The following is a 22,745-nucleotide window of genomic DNA, read 5'->3' as shown; positions in this document are numbered from 1 at the left end:
ATTATAGTGCATTTTCTTATACTTTGAATAGCAATATATTTGAAATTGAAGATACACACAACTTATATTCAGGGGGAGATTGCCATGAGAAATGAGTTAGTGAAGACGGATATTACCGTAGTTGGAGCCGGATTGGCGGGCATCTGCGCGGCCATCGCCGCGGCAAGATTGGGCTTGAAAGTGGCGCTTGTTCATAACCGTCCAGTTCTGGGAGGCAATTCCAGCTCGGAGGTGAGAGTGTGGGTATGCGGTGCAACCGGTCATGGAGTAAATCGTTATGCCCGTGAGACAGGGATCATGGGAGAATTGTTCATCCAGAACCAGTACCGCAATCCCGAGGGGAATCCTTATTTGTGGGATTTGACATTGCTGGAAGCCGTTCGCGCGGAACCGAACATCAGCTTGTACTTGAACACAGACGTCCGGGAAGTCGAAGCGGATGGAGAGCTTGAAGAGCGAGTTATTCGTGCTGTTACCGGATGGATGATGGGCTCGGAGCGGCTTATTCGTTTCGAGAGCGAAGTGTTCCTCGATTGCACGGGAGATGGTTTGGTCGGTTTCCTAGCGGGAGCCGCCTATCGTCTAGGGCGTGAAGCACAGCACGAATACGAGGAAGATTGGGCGCCAGAGGTTGCAGACGACATTACGTTAGGCAGCACCCTGCTGTTCTACACGAAGGATACCGGCAAGCCGGTTCGTTTTGTCGCTCCGTCATTCGCTAAGGACATTTTGAAGACATCCATTCCGATCAAACGAGTCATACGCAGCGGCGATTCGGGCTGCCACTATTGGTGGATTGAATGGGGTGGAGAGCTGGATAGCGTTCATGAGAACGAGCGAATCCGCGATGAACTGTGGTCGGTCATATATGGGATATGGGACTATATCAAAAATTCAGGTCAATTCGATGCGGAGACGATGACGCTCGAATGGGTTGGCTCGATCCCGGGAAAGCGAGAGTACCGCCGCTTTATCGGCGACACGGTGTTGAATCAAAACGACATTATGGCGCAGCATCCATTCGACGACAGCATCGCCTTCGGTGGATGGTCGATCGACTTGCATCCCCCTCAAGGCATGTATGCATCTGAGAGTGGATCTAAGCATCTGCATGCGGATGGAATCTACCATATTCCGTTCAGCTCTTTGTATTCAAGAAACGTGAGCAATCTGTTATTTGCCGGACGGAACATCAGCGCGACGCATGTTGCTTTTGGCACGACGAGGGTAATGGCAACTTGCGCGGTAATTGGAGAAGCTGCTGGGGCAGGCGCCGCGTTATCCGTTATGAAAGGTGTTACCCCGCGCGAGCTGCGTGAGTACCATATTGCTGAACTTCAGCAGATCTTGCTTAAGAGTGATGCTTCAATCATCGGATTACGGAACATGGATGCATTGGACTTGGCTAGGAGAGGAACCATGAGCGCTTCGAGTACTTTAACGCGAATTTGCTTGGATCAGCCATCGGAGGCGTACCCCCTTGCAAAGGACGTCGGTTTGCTATTTCCAATTGAAGGTGAGATGGGACAGTTCGAGCTGCTGCTGTCGGCAAGCGGGGAAAGTGAGCTTACCGTTGAGCTGTGGGATACCGGACGTGCGGAAAACTACGTTCCGGCAACGTTGCGTCATAGTGTGAAGGTGAAAGTAAGCATGGGTGAGCGGCAATGGGTCGAGATTCCGCTCGTGCAGGGTAGCGATGAAGCGGCGAAAAATGCATTTCTCATCGTCCGCGCAAACGACCGAATCAGCTTGTTCAAGTCGGCTGTTCCGCTAACCGGCGTACTATCTTTCGAGAGCATGCATACTGAACACTCCAGTCGCGATGATGACGAGCGGTATACGCCTGTCACCGAATGGAGCATGAAGCGACTGGTTCGCGAGCCATTTTGTTTCTCGGCGGCAACGGGAGCCTATGCGGCGAACAAGGTAAACGATGGTTACGCAAGACCGTTCGGCGGACCGCATATTTGGGTATCGGAACCGCTGAAAGCCTGTGTTGACGAATGGATTGAGGTTGATTTAATCGAAGCGACGAATGTGTCCGAAATCCATGTGACCTTCAACGATGATGTAAACGAGGATTTAATTAACCTTCATCATCACGAAACGCCTTTTTTAGTTATTCCGGAGCTCGTCAAAGACTACCGAATTGAAGCTTGGGTAAACAACGGGTGGACTGTTTTGCATAGAGAAACAAATAACCGAATAAGAAAAAGAGTTCATTCCATAAATGAAGTACAAACCAATAAGTTAAGATTGGTTGTCGAAAGTACGAATGGCAGCCCCCGAGCGGAAATTGTGGAGATTAGAGTATACAGTTGTAAATGATAAGGTTTTTAATCTGGAAAAAAAGAGGGTGCCTTTGCCAATCTCATGGCATGAGGACATCCTCTTTCTGATTGTATTGTAAAAATGGGGGACAAGTCCCCACCAAAATAATGATTCAAGTAAACGATTAAATTTAAGAACTATTTTGAATACCGATTCGAACAAAAGTACTGCATTCAACGAACAAAACTCCCTCGTCGTGATAAACAAAGCCTCTAACGAAACAAATTTCCCACCCATCAGAAACAACTGTCCGTTTTTTCCGAGGACTCCTTTCGATACAATGAAAGCGTATACTATTCCGTAAAGGAGATTAGATATGAACTTTGATTTAAGTATAGTACCTTTCAGTCGAAGAGAATCGTTCCTAGCGGTCTCCATTTTGCCTAAAGCCAGAGATAGACAACAAGGCCTATATATGCGAACCGTGCGCGGTGGCGATGATAAATTTGGCGAAGCTTTCCATATCGATATGCTCGATGAAAGCGGCCAATCTGTATCTTTCCTGTCCAAAGCTTCCCCAGAGCGGATTCAGTTGACATCGGAACGCGGCTTAATGGCAGAAATTTGTATATCTGACAGCCGGACATTCCGTGTTCGCGCGAACGGCTGCGGAATTCGCTTGACCTTCCGTACGGCCGCTTATGATTATGCCTATCAAGCGTCACCTAGCAGTTGGGAAGTAAACAGCTTCACCCATGAATGCAGGTTCATGGTTACTGCGCTTGTTGGCGAGCTGCGAATGGAAGTCCCATGGGACAAAATCAAAAGCTCATATGTTATCGCAAATTTCTTGCCGGACAATAATACAGGTAAATTAGAATTTGCTATTGAAGAGTTTAGGACCATTTTGGAGCCGCGAATGGCTTGGGAACCTTTTGATGATGTCGTTAAGCAAGTGAAGGAAGAGTTTAATTTGTGGTTGGATAATAGTTTAACGTTGCCACTACGCTGGGAAGAAAGCCGAGTACTAGCCGCTTATATTACGTGGTCCTGCCTCGTTCCGGCAGAAGGCTGTCTCACTCGGCCAGCGATGTATATGTCAAAGAATTGGATGACGAACATTTGGAGCTGGGATCATTGCTTTAATGCGATGGCGCTTGTTCGTCATGACCCGAAGCTGGCATGGGATCAGTTTATGATTTTCTTTGACCGGCAGGATGAGAGTGGACTTATCCCGGATTTCATCAACGATAAATATGAGCTGTGGAATTGCAACAAACCGCCCATTCATGGATGGACGCTTGCTTGGATGATGGCACGAACGGACTTTATCAAGGAGGCGCAGCTTCAAGAGGTTTATGGCCCTTTGTCCAAATGGACAAAATGGTGGTTCAACTACCGCGATGGCGATAGCGATGGCATTCCGCAATACAATCATGGCAACGACTCCGGCTGGGATAACAGCACGGCGTTTAACAATGGCATTCCGGTAGAGAGCCCTGATTTAGCAGCTTTTCTTATTCTTCAAGCAGAGCTTTTAGCTGAAATTGCTGAACGGCTCGGTCATGTGGAAGAAGCAGTCGAATGGAGAAAGCTTGCTGAGGGAACAATGAAAAAAATGATCAGCCATTTTTGGAAAAATGGTCAGTTTACAGCCTGCCGATCAGGTACGCATGAGCTTTCCGAAGGAGACAGCCTATTATTGTTCGTTCCAATTATATTGGGCAAACGTCTACCTGAGCATATCCGCACTGCACTGCTAGAAGGGCTGCGTGATGAGAACAGATTCTTAACTGCTAATGGCTGGGCGACGGAGAGTGTGAATAGTCCTTTCTATAGTGCTGACGGGTATTGGCGCGGTCCAATCTGGGCGCCCTCGACGATGATACTGGTTGAAGGTGCTGCCGCAGCAGGAGATCTTGAGCTTGCTGAGATGGTCTCACGCCGGTTCTGCGCCATGCTGGATCGAAGCGGGATGGCCGAAAATTTCGATGCGATGACGGGTCAAGGTTTACGTGATCGAGCGTTTACATGGACGTCGAGCGTGTTCCTCATTTTGGGTAATGAGTATACAACCGAATGAATCACTGCACTTCCAATAAGCCAATAATAGGCTGACGGGAGGTGCTTTTGACGTTTATGGGAATAAGATCTATTTTGTGATTGGTGGGTTGTCGTCCACAGCATATTTGCTGGAATTGCTTCTCATTGTTCGGTAAAAGAGGTCCATGATACACTTCAAGTATTATGGAGTGGAGGAGGAAGGATGTAATTATGATGAATCATGTACTTAAGAAACTTAAACTTCCTCTTTTGTCTGGCTCTTACCGGAGCATACGAACCAAGCTGCTCTTCTGTTTTCTCATTGTGACCATTATTCCACTGCTTTCGCTTGGAGCTTTGTCTTATTACCAATCCGCGAAGGTCATTAATTCTCAGTTTGGCAAATATGGAGATAATGCAGTGGCTCAATTGGAACAGCAGATGAGCTCATATTTGAATCGAATGAATCAGACAACAGAAACTATTTATTCCTATTTGCTTGATCCTGCGCGCGTTGATCTAAGTGATCATGTACCGACTACGTATAAAGATATCATGGATAAAAATGATTTCGAAGCACTTTTGAAAGCGCTTAAATCCGATCGAACGATTGGAATCTATATTGTTACCAGTTCCGGCTATTATTATGGGGAAAATAATCTTGATGTATCCAAGCTCAGCCTTATTCCCGCATGGCAAGCCATGAACACTTCTTTTGGCGGCAAGTATTGGTTAGGATTTTACTCTCAGAACCATGCTATGGGCGAAACGATGGAGAACGGGATCTCATTGCTTGGCTTGGCAGTACCGGTGAATAGTCCTTACGGAGCGCTGCGAGGCAGTAAAATATTAATCGAAGAAAATGCCGAAGATCTGCTTCATATGTTCCAGCTGTTCGAGAATGATACGAAGGCACATCTCAAAATTGATGATCCACAGGGAAGGATTATCTATGAGACGGCAACCGCCTTCCAACCCAAAGAAAGTGACATCTTATGGACTAAAACTCTTGCTGTTAATGGGTGGAGCATTGAGGCAAGATTACCTGCTGCATCCTTTTATCGCTCTTCCGACATTATACGGTCGAATACCGTCATCGTCGCTTTTGGCTCCTGTCTGCTGGCCTTTGGACTCGCATACTTGTTCTCTTCCCGGTTTACCGCACGGATTCGCCGCCTTAAGGATGCGATGCAGAAGGTAAGCTTCGGAAAGCTGCATACGAGGACTCAGGTTGAATCCCATGACGAGCTAGGCATCCTGGATACGAGCTTTAATAATATGGTTAGCGGGATACAATCGTTAATTGGCGAAGTGGAACGGAGCGAGCGACTTAAGAAGGAGGCGGATCTTAAGGCTTTCCATTATCAAATTAATCCCCATTTACTGTTTAACACGCTTAATTCGATTCAATGGAAAGCGAGATTGCAAGGAGCAGAAGATATCCGTCAGATGCTGTATCACCTTACGATGGTACTTGAGGGTAATTTGGATATCTCACAGGAGTTGATTTCTATGGAACGTGAGCTTCGGATGATTGATCATTTTTTGAAAATTCAAGAAGTGCGCTACGGTTCCACGTTCGAGTATGAGCTGGAATGCGATGAGCAATTGAAACGCTATCTGATTCCTCGAATGACGCTGCAGCCATTGTTCGAAAATATTTTTTTCCATGGCTTCGAGGATGGCAAGGGTGTGATCCGTTTGACTGTACAGGAGAAAGGCAATCATTTATTGCTTAAGTTATCTGATAACGGAGCTGGCATTTCACCAGATAAGCTAAAGCTTCTATTACTGCCCAATATGACGAATCGCAAGGGCCGAGGAGGACTTGGGGTGCAAAATGCCGATCAGAAATTCAAACTGCATTTTGGCCTGCAGTATGGGTTAACCATACAATCGATTCAGGGTGAAGGGACTACGATCATCATTGAATGGCCCAAAAAGGAGGATAACCTGCATGGAAGCAACCAAGATGATTAAGGTGTTAATCGCAGATGACGAAAGTATTGTCCGCAAAGGACTTCGCTCAACCGTTCCTTGGGATAAATATGGAATGGAAGTGGTCGCTGACGCTCCAAACGGCCGCAAAGCCTGGGATGCTTTTCTTGAACATCAGCCTGAAGTTCTCATAACAGACATTGTCATGCCCGAGATGGATGGCATCGAATTATCACGGAAAGTAAAGGAGAAGGCTCCTCATACAAAAATAATTTTACTCAGCTGCCACCGGGATTTTGAATACGCGCAGCAGGGCATGAAGCTGGGCGCATCAGGTTATCTGCTCAAAACCGCCTTCGAGGACGAAGAGCTGGAAGGAATGCTGGCGAAGTTCCAGAGTGAACTGGGGGCGGCTTCGGAATCCGCGGTGCCTGAAGAAAATGGCATTGATCAAGGAGAACGCTTGAGCACCCTGTTGTACGCTTGGTTGAATGGACATAACCATAAATTTATTGGCGAGATGGAGAAACGCACTCGCGAGGAGTGGTCTTTCCATGGCGAGCCTGTCTATATCTATTTGGTCAAGACTTCAGGCTGCGAGTCATCCTGGCTTGATCTATTGAAGAAAGTGACATACGAGGATCAAAAAATTTGTGAAGGGACGATTATTCCTTATGGGGAGGAACGGTGCTACTGTATCGTCCCGCAATCTAAATTAAATGTCTTGGACATGCTGCTAGTGGAGCAAAAGAGCAAGAATACGAAGCTGCAGTGGGCCAAAAGAGGGCCGCTCATGCATGCGGATGAACGACTTCAAGCATGGTCAGCGCTTCATAAAGAAGCAGAACTGGAGAAAGCCCACAGCGTATCCGCGGTGGATTGGCCAGAGGCAATTTGGCGAGCAGTTAACTTGCTGCATGAGAACCCAGCGGCAGATTGGTCAGTCAGCGACGTGGCCAAACAGGTCGGCCTTAGCCGCAGCCATTTCTCGATCCTGTTCAAAAAAGCAGTAGGAGACAGCTTTGTCGCCTATCAGTATAAACGCAAGCTGAAACTCGCATATGTGTTATTGAAAGAAACGAACCTTACGATGCAGGACATAGCCGAGCGTACAGGGCTTGGCGATAGCAAATATTTCAGTAAATGGTTCAAGCGCTGCACGGGGCAAACGCCCAGCTACTACCGTACCCAACAAAAAGGCAGTACGCTCCAAACAGATATGCACCTTCTCAAGTAAATCGAACAAAACCACACCAACATTCGAATGTTTAACGGTTTTGTAGCGCTTTCATTTTTATTAAGATGAAAGCAGTTCAATTACGAAGTACTACACGGATAGGGGAGCTGCCAGAATGAAGAACAAAATTTCTCTTATTATTGTTACGACGGTTATGACTGTGACAATGCTTACAGCATGTTCAGGTAATAACGAAAGTACAAATGGCACGACAGCGAAGCCTGATAATGAAAAAGGTTCTACAGCTTTGAAAACGCTTCGATTCGCCACATGGGATACTGGGGATGCGCTCAAGATTGAGCAGGATATCGCTAAGAAGTTCGAAGCCAATCATCCAGGCACGAAGGTTCAGGTAGAGGCTTACGCAGATGGATTTGACCAAAAGCTGGCTGCAGGCTTCGGGGCTACAAATCCTCCCGATGTCATGTATATGTGGGATTTTCCAACCTATCACCAGTCGCTTGAGCCACTTAACAGCTATGCAGACAGCGATGCGGACCTGAAAAAGGATGACTTCTACAGCGGCCTATTTAATTACGCGACAATTGACAACAACCTTTATGGCATTCCGGCAGGCTTCACGACACGTGTTGTTTACTACAACAAGAAAATGTTTGATGATGCGAAGATTCCTTATCCGAAGGATGGCTGGACATGGGATGAGTTTCAAGAAATCTCCAAGCAACTGACGGACAAAACGAAGAAGCAATATGGCTTCGGAGTTCGGGCTGAGAATGACACTTATGATCTGCAAGGGTTTGTATGGAGCAATGGCAGCTCCTATATATCGGATGACGGTAAAACAATAGAAGGTTACATGAACAGCAGCGAAACAGCAGGTGTGATTCAAATGTTTGGCGACATGTTAAAGGACGGCTCTGCCGTGCTTGCAGGTGGTAAAGGTCAACAAAGCGGCGAGGATATTTTTAAAGCTGGCAAAATCGCCATGTGGGAGAGCGGAATTTGGCCGCTCGAATCTTTCAAGCAAGCTGGCATTGATGTAGGCACCGTGGAGATGCCAGCATTTCCAGGCAAGCAAGTTAAAGGCGTTGTCGCAGAATCTGCGCTGTCCATTGCGAAGGATTCCAAGCAAAAGGATTTGGCTTGGGAATTTATCAAATATTATGTATCGAATGAAGCGATCAAGATGCGCGTAGCTGATTTGCCAGTAAGATTAAGCGTCGTGGAGGAGCTCAAAAAAGATCAAGATCCTCTGTACAAGCCGTACTATACGATGCTTGAACGTTCTGATAATACACCGGCTTTCCTGCTTAACGCAAAGTGGAATGAAGTGAATAGACAGCTTTCCGCGGCAGTAGAAGCAGTTATGCATGGCAGTAATGCGCAGGAAGCATTGAATCAGGCGGTAAAAGATAGCGAGCGTTACTTGAAATAACATTATAGCTGCAGAAAGAAGGTTAGGAGATGGCTCAGACCTACCCACAGACAGCAGGAAAACATTCAGCCAGCCTGAAACGCAGATGGGGTGGGGCTGTGCCCTACCTCTTCATTTTTCCATGGATCTTTGGATTCCTCGTTTTCACTTTGGGACCGTTGTTGTTTTCACTTATTATTTCTTTTTTTGATTGGCCGATCGTGGGCAAGGTGCAATTTATTGGATTTGGCAATTATGTAGAAATGTTTACAGATGATCCGTTGTTTTGGAAGTCATTCGGCGTCACGATTAAGTTTGCAGCGCTATTTGTTCCGCTCAATATTGCAGTTGGGTTGGGACTTGCGATTCTTCTTAACCAGAAGACACGGGGCAGTGCGATTTTTCGAACAGCATTTTATTTGCCTTCTGTCATCTCAGGTGTAGCTTTAGCAATGATCTGGTCTTGGGTGTACAGCGGTGATTACGGCATATTGAATTATTTTCTGTCACTCGTCGGTGTACAAGGCCCGGACTGGCTGAATGAAACACAGTGGTCTCTCGTAGCCATGGTTGTCGCAAGCCTATGGGGACAAGGCGCAATGATGCTCGTCTTTCTCGCTGGGCTCAAAGGGATTCCAAAGGATCTTTATGAATCCGCATCAATTGATGGGGCGGGTATGATCAGGCAGTTCATCAGCGTAACGATTCCGCTGCTAACGCCGACGATTTTGTTCAACCTAATTACTTCTATTATAGCGGCGTTTCAACAGCTCACTCTCGCGTTATTGCTCACGGGCGGAGGCCCTATGAAATCTACGTACTTCTATGCGATGTACATGTATGAGAATGCGTTCAAGTTTTTCAAAATGGGCTACTCTGCTGCAAACGCATGGTTTATGTTTCTTATTGTGCTCACATTGACTTTTTTTGTATTCAAGTCGTCAGAGGCTTGGGTGTTCTATGAAGGCGAAATGAAACGTTTGCCGGAGAAGAAATTGAAGTCCAGTGGAAAGGGGAGATCCGTATGAGGCGGATCATCGTTTATACGCTGCTGATCTTCTGCTCGCTGATGTTCGCTGCCCCGTTATTTTGGGCGTTAACGACCGCTCTTAAGTCGCAGACGGAGCTGTATCTTTTTCCGCCAAAATGGATTCCTTCGGTTTGGAAATTCAGCAACTTTGCGGAAGCATGGACGACGCAGCCTTTTAACTTATTTCTGAAAAATACGCTAATCGTAACTTCGTTGTCTACGATTGGCCAGTTGATATCCTGTACTCTAGTAGCTTACGGGTTCGCGAGATTTGTTTTTAAGGGACGCAATCTACTTTTCCTAGTTGTACTAGCGACGATGATGGTTCCTTGGGAAGTGACAATGATTCCGCAGTATATGGAGTTCAACTATTTGGGATGGATTAATACGCTTAAACCGCTTATCGTACCTTCTTGGTTCGGTTCAGCTTACTTTATATTTTTGCTGAGGCAGTTTATTCTTACGATTCCGCGTGAGCTTGATGAGGCGGCAACTATAGATGGGGCGAGCAAATTTGGAATTCTTGTGCGGATTATAGTGCCGCTCATGGGACCTTCGCTCATTTTAGTCGCTGTGTTTCAAATTATGAGCTGCTGGAATGATTATCTGGGGCCGCTTATTTTCCTTAATGATCAGTCGAAGTACACACTGACGCTCGGATTAGCACAGTTCAAGGGCATGTTCGGCGTCGATATGCAGTCGATTATGGCGATTACTTGCCTCATCTCGATTCCTCCGCTCGCTGTATTTTTTTTCGCACAGCGTTATATTGTCGGTGGAATAGCAGGTACGGGGATTAAGGGATAGGCAGCATGAATAGGTAGAGTGATAGAGATAGGTTTAGGAGAGGAGCGGCATCGATGCGAAACGAGAAAATAGAACGCGATTGGGATAACCTTGCCATACTTGCACGTGGCCGTGCGAAAAGCCGATCATATTTCATCCCGTATTCCGATCGTGCTGGAGCTTTGAGCTATGACCGAGGGAGCTCCCCTTGGTTCCGCTCATTAAATGGCAGTTGGAAGTTTCATTATGCGAAGGGGCCTGAGTGGGCACCGGATGGATTTTATGAAGACCATTATGATACATCTAGCTGGGATGATATTCAGGTTCCAAGTCATTGGCAGCTGAAAGGTTATGGAAATCCGCATTATACAGACTTGTATTATCCATTCCCTGTTGATCCGCCCCATGTACCGAATGATAATCCAACAGGCAGCTATATACGAGAATTCGAGCTGCCTGCACATTGGGATGGAAGAAAGCTTGCCGTCAAGTTCGATGGCGTTGATAGTGCCTTTCATTTGTGGGTTAATGGGACATTCGTGGGATACAGCCAAGGAAGCCGATTGACATCAGAGTTTGATTTGACGCCTTATGCGAAGACGGGTATCAACCGTCTAGCTGTTCGTGTATACCAGTGGTCGGACGGCAGCTACTTGGAAGATCAGGATATGTGGTATATGAGCGGTATTTTTCGAGATGTATATTTGATTTCGGAGCCATCAGCGCTTCGTATTGTGGACTACCGAATCGTTACCGATTTGGATAGTGAATACTGCGATGCGATGTTATCGGTACATGTGGAACTGAGTGGAGAGGATCTGCAAGGCGAAGTTCGGCTGGAGCTGCTTGACCCTGAAAGCGCATTTGTTTGTTCAGCGATGAATCGAATTGCTTCTGCTGATGGTCAGACTTTCGTAGCAAGTTTCGCCATTCCAATTGTGAAGCCAGCCCTTTGGAGTGCGGAAGCTCCTGCTTTGTATCATCTGACAATTAGTATTGTGGATCAGAATGTACAAATGATCGAGACTGTTGCTCAGCGGGTGGGCTTCAGGAAGATAGAAGTAAAGAATGGCCAATTTCTGGTGAATGGCAAAGCCATTTTGCTCAAAGGTGTAAATCGTCATGACCATCACCCTGATACGGGACGAACAGTCACCCTATCAACGATGATCCAAGATGTGAAAATGATGAAACAGCATAACATTAATGCGGTTAGAACGGCACATTATCCGAATGATCCGAGATTTTATGATATTTGTGATGAATACGGTTTGTATGTTATGGAAGAAACGGACTTAGAGACACATGGCTTCGAGCTTTTGGGCAATATTGCTAAGCTAAGCGATGACCCAGCATGGCAGGAAGCGTATGTGGAGCGGATGAGGCGTATGGTGGAGAGGGATAAGAATCATCCTTCCATTCTGTTCTGGTCGCTCGGCAACGAGTCTGGCTTTGGCTGCAACTTCCGGGCAATGTCGGAATGGTGCAAACAAAACGATCCGACCCGCCTTATTCACTATGAAGAGGATCGTGAAGCAGAAGTGTGCGACATCGTGAGCACGATGTACTCCTCCGTAGAGAAGATGGAAGGTTTTGGACAGCTGCTTGATCATCCTAAGCCGCATATCCTATGTGAATTCGCTCATGCGATGGGTAATGGTCCAGGCGGTCTCAAACCCTATTTTGATACCTTTGATGCTTATCGAAGATTGCAGGGCGGCTTCGTATGGGAATGGATCGATCACGGCATTCGCAGGAAAACAGCCGATGGCAAAGTTGATTATGCTTATGGTGGAGACTATGGCGATGTTCCTAACAACAGCAATTTTGTTATTGATGGCCTTGTTCGTCCAGATCGAACGCCTTCTCCCGGACTCATTGAATATAAGAAGATTATCGAACCTGTCAGAGTCGACTATATAAATAATGATCGTATACGAATTACGAATCGGTATGACTTCCTAACGCTGGATCATCTATATGCAGATTGGAATGTGACAGTAGAAGGACGGACAGTCCAAAGCGGTGTACTATCGCTGCCAAGGATAGCACCCGGTGAAAGTGCAGAGCTTCGTATCCCTATGCGAAATGATTCGCAGTTGACCTTATCCGTGGAGGGAGCGGAGCGCTGGCTGAATATCAGCTTCTCGCTTGCAGCATCTTGCATGTGGGGAGAGAGAGGAGATGAGGTCGCATGGGCGCAGTTTGCCATTGAACCTGCGCGGAGCTGCTCAACAACCCGAGCTGACGGGGATTACGCCAATGATGGATTGACTTTAGCAGCACCTATGAGTCTACCTATTCCTAGCTTATCGTGCATGGAGGATGGACGACAGATTAGCATTGGGAATGATAATTTCAATTTGGTATTCGATTCACGGCAATCAGGGATCAGCTCACTCCGAATAAACGGACAAGAGTTAATAAATAAAGGGCCGCGACTCAACTTCTGGAGAGCCCCGATTGACAACGATATGTACGTCCTGCCCGATTGGCGCAAGGCGCATCTCGATAAGCTGACGGAACGAATCGATGATTGCCATTGGGAGCGATTGAATGAAGGGACGATTCGGATCAGCTGGTCCTCCCGAATTGCTCCGCCTGTCTATGATTGGGGCTTCCGCTGTGAAACGACTTACACTGTAACAGGCACAGGCTTAATCATTATTGATGTGCATGGCGTACCTGAAGGCAAGCCGCCTGCTATGCTTCCTAAGATTGGATTTCAATTGGAAATGCCGTCAGAAATGGATTCAGTCAAATGGTATGGCCGTGGTCCGGGAGAAAATTATTCCGACAGCAAGGAAGCAGGAAGATTTGGTGTGTATACCAAGTCAGTTGATGAACTATTTACCCCATATATCTATCCACAAGAGAACGGGAATCGTATGGATGTTCGCTTTGTATCTATTACAGATGGCAGTGGAATTGGGCTGCTGGCAGTAGGGGTAAAGGCACTCGAGTTCAGCGCTCGACGTTATACGGATGGCGACTTAGAAGCAGCGCAGCATGCGAGTGATCTTGTTCCACGGGATTTTATTACACTTAATTTGGATTATCGCCAGAATGGTCTTGGCAGCAATAGTTGTGGACCTTCTCAATCACTGGAAAACAAAGTTGCGGCAGAGGAATTCCGTTTCAGACTGCTGCTGAAGCCTTATCTTTCAGAAGATACGGCTCCCGAGAGGCTCAGCCATCACATGAGACAGGAAGCGAATCTACTACAACAGGAGGAGAAATAATGATGCTTCATACACAAGACATGCTTAATCTATCGGGAAAAGTAGCCGTAATCACCGGAGGCGCCTCTGGAATTGGACTTGCGACAGCTGAACTTCTTGCCAGCTTCGGTGCAGCAGCTATCCTTATTGACATTAATGAGGCGATGGGTGAACAGGCGGTTAAAGGAATAAGGGAAAAGGGAGGCCAAGCGAGCTTTCAGCGCTGTGATGTGACCTCTTCAGCAGATTGCCAGCGTGCAGCAGCAGAAATTGATTCTGCTTATGGCCGAGTAGATATCTTGTTCAACAATGCTGGCGTTATTCGTCGCAAGACTGTCGTGGAGCTGGAAGAACGCGACTGGGATCTCGTTTTGGATGTTTCTTTGAAGGGTGTCTATCTGCTCTCCAAATATATCATTCCTATCATGGAACGCAGCGGTGGAGGAAGTATCATTAATTCGGGTTCAGGCTGGGGTCTAAAAGGCGGAGATCGGGCTGCAGCTTATTGCGCAGCCAAGGCTGGTGTCGTGAATTTAACGAGAGCGATGGCTATCGATCACGGAATCGCCAATATACGTGTGAACTGCGTTTCACCTGGCGATACGGATACTCCTCTCCTGCGCGATGAAGCAAAGCAGCTGCAGCAGGACGAGGCAGCCTTCCTTGTCGCCTCTGCCAGCGGTCGTCCGCTTGAAAGGCTTGGAACGCCGCGTGATATTGCGAATGCGGTTCTGTTCTTAGCAAGCGATATGTCTTCTTGGGTAACAGGAAGCGTGCTCGTTGTGGATGGCGGCGGTATTGCATAGGAACGGCTACAGGATACAACTAATTCTGACAACGATGAATGGAGGCGTTTATTTTGCCTAAGAACAGAACGTATGCCCATCCTTATATACCGAATACTGTACCTGAAGTTCGCGAAGCGATGCTGAAGGAAATTGGACTCACCTCGATGGACCAGCTTCACGATGGCATACCAGAGAGCTTAAAGCTGAATCATGAGATGAACCTTCCTCCAGCGATGACGGAATATGAGCTGCGCCGTCATATCGATGGCCTGCTTGCAAAAAATAAGCATGGTGCAGCTTATCTGAATTTTTTAGGAGCAGGCTGCTGGCAGCATTTTATTCCAGCTGTCTGTGATGAGATCAATCAGCGTTCCGAATTTGTAACGGCTTATGCAGGTGAACCCTATGAAGATCATGGACGCTTCCAAACGTTGTTTGAGTATCAAAGTTTGATGGCTGAGCTAGTTGATATGGATGTTGTAAACGTCCCTACCTTTGACTGGGCGCAAGCTGCATCAACTTCGATTCGGATGGCAGGGCGCATGACAGGGCGTAAAGTTGCCTTGCTTCCAAGGTCGGTTGATCCTGATAAAGTGATGATCATCAACAATTATTGCACGCCTGTGATGGAGCTTCGATTCGTTGAAATCGACGAGGCAACGGGCAAAATGAGCTTAGATGATTTACGCAGCAAGCTATCGAGCGATATCGCTGCGGTTTACTTCGAGAATCCTGGTTATCTAGGTATTATCGAAGACCAAGGGCATGAAATATCAGAGCTTGCGCATTCGGTAGATGCGATTTCGATCGTTGGTGTTGATCCCATCTCTCTTGGCGTTCTTCAGCCGCCTAGCCAGTACGGCGCTGATATCGTATGCGGAGATTTGCAGCCTCTTGGAATGCATATGAATTATGGCGGGGGGCAAGCCGGTTTTATTGCGACCCGTGATGAAGAGAAGTATGTCATGGAGTATCCATCAAGATTGTTCGGCATTGTGCCTACTGAGGTAGAAGGCGAGTATGGCTTTGGCGATGTGGCATATGAGCGAACTTCCTTTGCGCTGCGTGAGAAAGGAAAGGAATCAGTTGGCACCCAAACTGCATTATGGGGAATAACAGCAGGTGTTTACTTGTCTTTGCTAGGACCGACCGGCATGCAAGAGGTCGGAGAGACGATCATGCAGAAGTCGCAATATGCAGCGAACAAGCTCTCAGCTATTCCAGGCGTTTCTCTTCGATTCGGAGAAGCAGCCTTCTTTAAAGAGTTTATTGTTGACTTTAATCATACTGGCTTAACGGTCGCTCAGATAAACGCTCAGCTCTTGGAAGCAGGAATTTTTGGAGGCAAAGATTTGTCGGCTGCCTTCCCGCAGTGGGGACAAACTGCACTGTACTGCGTGACGGAAATTCATTCGCAGCTTGATCTACATCGACTGGCAGACACGATTCAAACGATCGTTCGCAAATGAGGTTTGACTTATACAGAGGAAGGACGAAAGCGCCATGAAACGAATTCGCAGGAACCATAAAGTCCGAAATTTCCATCAAGCCAAATGGGATGAGCCGATCATATTTGAACTTCATCGTCAGGGCGAGCGCGGTGTCATTCCGCCTGGAACTGAGGCTGGGATTGTAGCTGAGGTAGGAGATGGTACCCGGCGCATACCTGCATCGATGCGTCGCAGCAATGCGCCGGAGCTTCCCGAGATTGGTCAAGCAAAAGTACTTCGCCATTATTTGCGCCTCTCGCAAGAGACACTGGGCTCCGATTTGAACGTTGAGATCGGTCAAGGTACTTGTACGATGAAATATATTCCGCGTATTAACGAGATGCTGATCCGCACGCCGCATATGACGGAGCTCCATCCGTTGCAGGATGCAGGTTCTGTTCAAGGCATATTAGAAATTTTCTATAAAATGGATCTGGCCATGCGTGAAATTAGCGGAATGGATGCCTTCTCGTTTCAGCCAAGCAGCGGGACGCAGGCTTTGCTCGCGATGGCTTCCATCGTTCGTGCATACCATGATTCGCGGGGCGAAGGAGATCAGCGGGATGAAATCATTACGACGATTTTCTCCCATCCTTCTCAAGCTGCGACAGCTGCAGTTAAAGGCTACAAAATCATTACGCTTCATCCGGACGAAGACGGATTCCCTGATTTGGAGAAGCTGAGAAATGCGATATCTGAGAGGACCGCTGGATTTGTCGTAGCAAATCCGGAAGATACCGGTATTTTCAATCACCGCATTCGCGATTTCACCGATTTGGTTCATGAAGCGGGCGGCATCTGCTTCTATGATCAAGCTAATGCTAATGGTTTGCTCGGTATTACCCGAGCGAAGGAAGCTGGCTTTGATATGTGTTTCTTCAACTTGCATAAAACCTTTGCTGCTCCTCATATGTGCGGCGGTCCAGCTACAGGTGCGCTAGGCGTGAGCGAAGCGCTTAAACCTTTCTTGCCGGGGCCGCTCGTTGATTATGTTGATGGCCAGTATGTATTAGCGAATCAGTCAGAAAGCAGTATTGGCAAAGTGCGCAGCTTCCATGGTGTTGCTCAAACGGTGCTTCGTTCTTATGCTTGGATCATGAGTCTAGGTCCAGATGGACTAAAGGATGTTGCACAGACTGCAGTTCTTAACAATAACTATCTGTATCACAAAATACTTCAAATTCGCGGTGCAAGTGCACCCTACATCAAAGGTCGCCGCCTAGAGCAGGTTCGTTACAGCTGGAAGCAGCTTACCGCGGAAACGGGTGTGACAACTGAGGATATTACTCGTCGCATGTGCGATTTTGGACTCCATTATTGGACTTCCCATCATCCGTATATCGTGAAGCAGCCATTCACCTTAGAGCCGACTGAGTCCTATTCCAAAGAAGATTTGGACGAATACATTCACGCGCTGGAGCATATTTCGAACGAAGCTTATACGCAGCCGGAAATTGTGAAATCAGCTCCGCATAGCAGCACCGTACACCGAAATGATGAATCATCCCTCGATGATCCGAAGCAATGGTGCATTACGTGGCGGGCTTATTTAAAAAAGACGCAACCTGAATAAATATTTCTAATTAATGACAACTATTATTTTACAAATGAAATCCGATGTCTTTCAAAAAGACATCGGATTTCTTTTTTATTATGCGTATTGTGAAGAAGGAAGATGCGCTAGTTGTACAATAGCGTTCCATACATTATTTTGCCAAGCTGCCAGCTGATTGTTTTTCTTTCCACATCATCGTAATGACAAGGCCAATCAACATGATGACAGCAGCAAAGAGATAAGGATAGTTGATGTTTACATCAAATAATATTCCGCCCAGCGCAGGTCCGACGATGTTGCCTAGGCTAGTATAGGTGGAGTTCATTCCAGCGATAAAGCCTTGTTCTTTCTCGGCTGTTTTGGATAAATAGGTTGTTAATGCTGGCCGCAGCAGGTCAAATGCGAGAAAGATAAAGGAAGTGACTAGCAAAACAGCTAAAAATCCGGAGATCATGGTGGATACTACTGCAAAAAATACGCCAGCAATCAAGCATATTTGTATAAGTTTCTTCTCTCCGAGTTTATCTACCATTTTACCAAACATAAAGACCTGAACGACAACGCCGAAGATTGCACTAATTGTAATAACGGCTGCAATATCTTGAGGAGTGAAACCAAATTTATGATCAGAAAAAAGACTGAATACTGTTTCATACGCTGATAAACCAAAGGCCAGTACAAACACGATTATAAAGGCGATAATGTATTGAGGTTGAAGCGATCGTTTCAAATCAGATACAAAGCTGGTCCCTTTTTTGAGCTGACTAATTTCTAGAAGTTCCTGTTTGGATAGCGGTTCTTTTAAAATAAACAGGGATGAAATACAGGTAATTAATGCGAAGCCAGCTGCAAAATAGAATGGAGCACGCACGCCCAGCTCAGCAATAAAACCTCCGATGCCAGGACCAATAATGAAACCGATACTAATCGCGGCAGAAATATAACCCATCGCTTTGGGCCTTTCCTCCACAGAGGTAATATCAGCAACAAAAGCGGTTACGGCGGGCATAATAAATGCACCACTAATACCTCCTAAAATTCTGGAAAAGTAAAGAACGGATACATGTGTGCCAAGTCCAAAGATTACCTCTGATATGCTGAAAAGGAATAAGCCGATAACGATCATTTTCTTCCTGCCGAATGTGTCAATCCACCGTCCTGCAAGGGGAGACATGAGTAATTGCGCAAACGCGAAGGCCGCCATAAGATAACCCATCGATTGGCCTGATAAATGCATAATATTCATAAAGGAAGGCATAACCGGGACGATTAGTCCCACGCCTAGAAAAACAATGAATATATTACTTAGTAGAATGAATAAGACGGTTTTTTGTTCTTTCAATGGTTTCTTCATGAAATAATACCTCTCTCTGTAAAATCATAGCTGTGAAATACCTCTCCAAAATACAGTCCATGAGGCATTTAATTTATCCTGTAGACGTTTTTCATTATTCCCATAAGCAAGCTCTAACATCATGGAATCAACAACACCTAAGAAAGCAAGCGTAGGGATGGAGGCTATATCTTCCCTAATGGCTTTCGCCGCGATCCAATCATGAAATTTGCCTTCGAGTACGGTTTGAATCTTATTTTCCGAGTCGAATACTTCCTCATTAATGGCTGGCGCCAAATGGAGAGGCGGAAAAAAAGACATACGCAGCCAAAACTTCAACTGCTCGCTCTGTTGAAACAAATCAATGACTAATTGCAGGTATCCAAATAAATCCTCTTTAGGATTTTGGGTACCCACTTTACTCAAATAGTTTAGTTTCGATGAGACCTCTGCTTCTTTAGCATCTTGTAATACTTGTAGAAATAGATCATCTTTTCCTTTGAAATGAGCATAGAGAGACTGTTTTTTCATCCCGACATTGTCGGCAATTTGAGACAGAGATGCACCCTCATACCCATGAATTGTGAAAAACTTTAAAGCAATGTCTTTAATTTCTTGGCTTTTCAATAAGTTCACCTCACATTAACGAACGTTCGTCAGTTATATTATCAAAAATTTTTTTCTTATGCAAATGAAAATTGGTTTGGCAGGTTAAAAAGCTGGTTTTGAATATAATAAGCTTATCTTCTTCTAAAGGATTGACAATCTGCTGCGTAGTAACTACAATGGTTACAACGGTGGTGATGCTAAGTGAAACAAATTAGTAGCAGATTTTCCATTGCTGTCCACATCCTTTCTCTAATCGCCGTCAGCTCCAATGATTGTACGGGTGATTATATTGCAGGCAGCGTGAATACGAATCCTGTCATTATCCGCAGAATTATGGGGATGCTCAAGAAGGCAGGTTTGGTGGATATTCGACCAGGAGTCGGGGGCGCTTCGTTGCTGAGAGATCGGGATGAGATCACACTTTTGGACGTTTACCGTGCCGTGGAAGTCATTGAGGATGGTCAACTGTTTAATTTTCATGATAATCCGAATCCAAAGTGTCCGGTTGGCCGAAACATTGAAGCAGCTCTTCGTTTGGAAATGAAGGAAGCTCAATCTGCGATGGAACAAAGGCTAGCTCAAGTAAACTTAAGCCAGCTCGCAGCTCATTTTGTGTAACAAAAAAGCTCATTGAGCTTTTTTTATGCCTAAGTTGTAACCGAAGTGGTTATAACTAAGGGGCAATCATAATACATTAAACTAAATGGAGGAATTACGATGAAAATTTTGGTAACAGGTGTAACAGGGAAATTGGGATCAATTGTAGTAGAGACTTTATTGGAGACTATACCGGCAGAGAATCTGGCTGTCAGCGTCCGCAATCCGGAGAAAGCCGAACACCTTCGTGCACGGGGCGTGGATGTACGTCATGGGGATTTTGACCAGCCACAAACGTTAGATAAAGCATTCGCGGGTATCGACCGTCTATTGATTGTGTCCACTGACGGCGATAACGAAACGAGAATTCGTCAGCATGCCGATGCCGTAGCAGCCGCTCAGCGTGCTAATGTTGGTTTCATTGCATATACCAGTGTAGGAAATGCAAGCGAGAGCTCGCTGTTTCTTGCGCCAGTACATCGTGCTGCAGAGGAAGCGATTAAGAACACTGGAATTCCTTATTCCTTCCTGCGCAATAACTGGTATTTGGAGAACGAAATCAGCAGCATTCAAGCGGTCTTTGGAGGTGCGCCTTGGCTGACATCAGCGGGATCAGGCAAAGTAGGCTGGGCAACGCGTCGCGATTATGCAGTGGCAGCTGCGGCGGTGCTCGCTGGCGAAGGCCACGAGAATACCGTTTATGAGTTGTCCGGCAAGCTTACGACGCAAGAAGAGCTGGTTTCCATTCTTGCCACTATCTTGGTACGGGAAATTCCTGTTCAACAAGTGGATGACACTACTTATGCCAGCATCATGAGCAGTGCAGGCGTACCTGAACCGGTTGTTCCTATTCTGGTTCAGATTCAAAGTGCGATTCGCGATGGAGCATTGGAAGTGGAAAGCAATGATTTTGAAAAGCTGCTTGGACGTCCAGTCACACCGCTCGAAGAGGCTCTCCGTCAAATCGTAAACGAAATTCAGTCATAATTAAGCGCGCAAATCAATTCTAGAGGTTGTCCCAGAAGGTCTTAAGTGACCGATGGGACTGCCTCTTTTTTATTAATTGCTAGTTTGAATAACAAATCAATGACAGCTATTGCTTCTTACTCCGTTTTCTATGATGCTTAATCACTGTAAGCACTAAAATCAGAAGAACGGGTAAGGTATAGGCAAGATTATTGAGCAGCGGCCATGTCACATTGACGAGCTCCTCCAATTGAGATTCCTTCGTATAGGTGGTTAACGACAGCATGAGGCAAATGAATGCTACGGGAAATACGACCAAGCGTTCATTTTTCAAGCCTAGAAGTTCTTTCAACATTTTGATCAGGATGAGCAGGAGAATAGAAGCTTTGAAATAAAAGCCGATGATGAGCGAGAATCCGATGATGGATTCAATTCGCTCGATCACCTCCTGAAACGATATTAGCCTGGCTAGTTGGTACAAAGAGTATTTCAAGTCACCGGACAGTGGTCCCAGTACCATAATGCTGCTTATGACCGAGAAAATTAGCGTCAAGGAATTGACTACAAGCGCAAAGTACATATGTTTGCGCAGCTGAGCGTTCTCATCCTTGCGTACAAACGATAAGATGACCGAAAATACGACCATCTCGGAGTAGGGAAAACCATAAACTACATAAGAGGCGTTCAGGATTGGTCCAATTCCATCTGGCATCACAGGGAGCAGATATTGCGGGTTGTACAGGTTTGAGACCAGAATCCAGATAAGAACAATACAGCCGAACATCAGAAACATTAATACAGCTGCCATCCGAGCAATGACTTCGATTCCGGCCATCGCTGTTACTCCGATCATAATGAAAAACAATGTGCTAACAGCATAGGTAGGGGTTTCTTTCATCATCGTATTCTTGAAGAAGATTCCGATTTCAATGACAACGCCCGAAATATTCCAAAGCAATACGAAGGTGAAAGGGATCAATACCAAAAAGGTAAGTCCCTTTCCCAGGACGGAGCGGCCTTGCTCAACCAACGAAAGTTCTGGGGCCAGCCGGTTTAAATAAAGGATAGCAGCCAGCAAAAGCATGCCTATCGCCGAGGCAACGAGTAGTGAGATCCATGCTCCGTTGCCTGCAATGTTCGTTAAGGGCGCAGGGACAATGACGATGGAGGAGCCTGTCATGAAAAAAAGGAACAGCATGGACATTTGAATCGAACTGATACGTTCTTTTTGTTTCATGGGGTCTCCTCCAAATTTTATAACACTCACGTATGCAAGGGATTGAGCCAACGAATGAAAAGTTTAGCCGGTTCGGTAAATAAATTGAAAATCATATCGAGGTTAGGCCATGGCTTGGCTATTAAAAATATAACTGTAAGATAGAGGAGCGGCGCCAACATCGTTATGTACACAAGCCGATCTCGTTTGCTTGCGGCTTTCACTTTTGGGATGTCATGGATCAGCATAGCGGATGCTAACAGCAGGACGCAGATGAATTTTCCTAACAC

Annotated in this window: 17 protein-coding genes; 13 read left to right on the top strand and 4 right to left on the bottom strand. The window is 46.2% G+C overall.

What is annotated here, in order from left to right:
- Positions 1–84 precede the first annotated feature (84 nt).
- The 11 genes from MHH56_RS22700 to gcvPB all read left to right on the top strand — a co-directional run bounded on the left by MHH56_RS22700 (position 85) and on the right by gcvPB (position 17,752).
- Positions 85–2,328: an FAD-dependent oxidoreductase gene (locus tag MHH56_RS22700; protein ID WP_339203955.1), complete on the top strand. Its 2,244-nt coding sequence runs from the start codon at positions 85–87 to the stop codon at positions 2,326–2,328.
- Between the two features lie 319 nt (positions 2,329–2,647).
- Entirely contained in the window at positions 2,648–4,354 is a 1,707-nt protein-coding gene (locus tag MHH56_RS22695) for a trehalase family glycosidase (RefSeq protein ID WP_339203954.1), read from the top strand.
- A gap of 191 nt (positions 4,355–4,545) precedes the next feature.
- On the top strand, positions 4,546–6,294 hold the full coding sequence (locus MHH56_RS22690) for a sensor histidine kinase (protein ID WP_339203952.1): 1,749 nt from the start codon (positions 4,546–4,548) through the stop codon (positions 6,292–6,294).
- Complete coding sequence (locus MHH56_RS22685) at positions 6,272–7,489, top strand: response regulator (RefSeq protein WP_339203951.1); 1,218 nt, start codon at positions 6,272–6,274, stop codon at positions 7,487–7,489. Before MHH56_RS22690 ends, MHH56_RS22685 begins: the two co-directional genes overlap by 23 nt.
- Before the next feature lie 115 nt (positions 7,490–7,604).
- A complete protein-coding gene (locus MHH56_RS22680) occupies positions 7,605–8,885 on the top strand; it encodes a sugar ABC transporter substrate-binding protein (protein WP_339203950.1) in 1,281 nt (426 codons plus the stop codon).
- Positions 8,886–8,914: 29 nt separating this feature from the next.
- Positions 8,915–9,892 (top strand): sugar ABC transporter permease, encoded by a 978-nt coding sequence (locus MHH56_RS22675; RefSeq protein ID WP_339203949.1) that lies wholly within the window; start codon positions 8,915–8,917, stop codon positions 9,890–9,892.
- Entirely contained in the window at positions 9,889–10,701 is an 813-nt protein-coding gene (locus tag MHH56_RS22670; protein WP_339203948.1) for a carbohydrate ABC transporter permease, read from the top strand. The genes MHH56_RS22675 and MHH56_RS22670 overlap by 4 nt, the downstream gene beginning before the upstream one ends.
- A gap of 53 nt (positions 10,702–10,754) precedes the next feature.
- Complete coding sequence (locus tag MHH56_RS22665; protein ID WP_339203947.1) at positions 10,755–13,922, top strand: glycoside hydrolase family 2 TIM barrel-domain containing protein; 3,168 nt, start codon at positions 10,755–10,757, stop codon at positions 13,920–13,922.
- 2 nt (positions 13,923–13,924) lie between these two features.
- On the top strand, positions 13,925–14,707 hold the full coding sequence (locus tag MHH56_RS22660; RefSeq protein WP_339209708.1) for a glucose 1-dehydrogenase: 783 nt from the start codon (positions 13,925–13,927) through the stop codon (positions 14,705–14,707).
- 38 nt (positions 14,708–14,745) lie between these two features.
- Positions 14,746–16,158 carry an aminomethyl-transferring glycine dehydrogenase subunit GcvPA gene (gcvPA, locus tag MHH56_RS22655; protein WP_339203946.1) on the top strand — a complete coding sequence of 471 codons (1,413 nt, stop codon included), beginning with the start codon at positions 14,746–14,748 and terminating at the stop codon, positions 16,156–16,158.
- A 34-nt stretch (positions 16,159–16,192) separates the two neighbouring features.
- On the top strand, positions 16,193–17,752 hold the full coding sequence (gcvPB, locus tag MHH56_RS22650) for an aminomethyl-transferring glycine dehydrogenase subunit GcvPB (protein ID WP_339203945.1): 1,560 nt from the start codon (positions 16,193–16,195) through the stop codon (positions 17,750–17,752).
- A 133-nt stretch (positions 17,753–17,885) separates the two neighbouring features.
- Here gcvPB and MHH56_RS22645 read toward each other — a convergent pair whose 3' ends face one another.
- Positions 17,886–19,088, bottom strand: coding sequence for an MFS transporter (locus tag MHH56_RS22645; RefSeq protein ID WP_339203944.1), 1,203 nt, complete (start codon positions 19,086–19,088; stop codon positions 17,886–17,888).
- Positions 19,089–19,112: 24 nt separating this feature from the next.
- Positions 19,113–19,703 carry a TetR/AcrR family transcriptional regulator gene (locus MHH56_RS22640; RefSeq protein ID WP_339203943.1) on the bottom strand — a complete coding sequence of 197 codons (591 nt, stop codon included), beginning with the start codon at positions 19,701–19,703 and terminating at the stop codon, positions 19,113–19,115.
- Between the two features lie 174 nt (positions 19,704–19,877).
- Here MHH56_RS22640 and MHH56_RS22635 point away from each other — a divergent pair, with 174 nt between their 5' ends.
- Together MHH56_RS22635 and MHH56_RS22630 are read left to right on the top strand one after the other, a co-directional pair.
- A complete protein-coding gene (locus MHH56_RS22635; protein ID WP_339203942.1) occupies positions 19,878–20,294 on the top strand; it encodes an Rrf2 family transcriptional regulator in 417 nt (138 codons plus the stop codon).
- Positions 20,295–20,393: 99 nt separating this feature from the next.
- Complete coding sequence (locus tag MHH56_RS22630) at positions 20,394–21,260, top strand: SDR family oxidoreductase (protein WP_339203940.1); 867 nt, start codon at positions 20,394–20,396, stop codon at positions 21,258–21,260.
- A 106-nt stretch (positions 21,261–21,366) separates the two neighbouring features.
- On the opposite strand, the gene MHH56_RS22625 is transcribed toward MHH56_RS22630, so the two are convergent.
- Both MHH56_RS22625 and MHH56_RS22620 read right to left on the bottom strand, forming a co-directional pair.
- Positions 21,367–22,476, bottom strand: a complete 1,110-nt coding sequence (locus MHH56_RS22625; RefSeq protein ID WP_339203939.1) for an endospore germination permease — start codon at positions 22,474–22,476, stop codon at positions 21,367–21,369.
- 26 nt (positions 22,477–22,502) lie between these two features.
- Positions 22,503–22,745, bottom strand: coding sequence for a hypothetical protein (locus MHH56_RS22620; RefSeq protein WP_339203938.1), 243 nt, complete (start codon positions 22,743–22,745; stop codon positions 22,503–22,505).

Source organism: Paenibacillus sp. FSL K6-3182 (assembly GCF_037976325.1).
Lineage (GTDB): Bacteria > Bacillota > Bacilli > Paenibacillales > Paenibacillaceae > Pristimantibacillus.
Note: the sequence above shows the minus strand (reverse complement) of the source record. Positions and strands in the feature narration are given on the sequence as shown.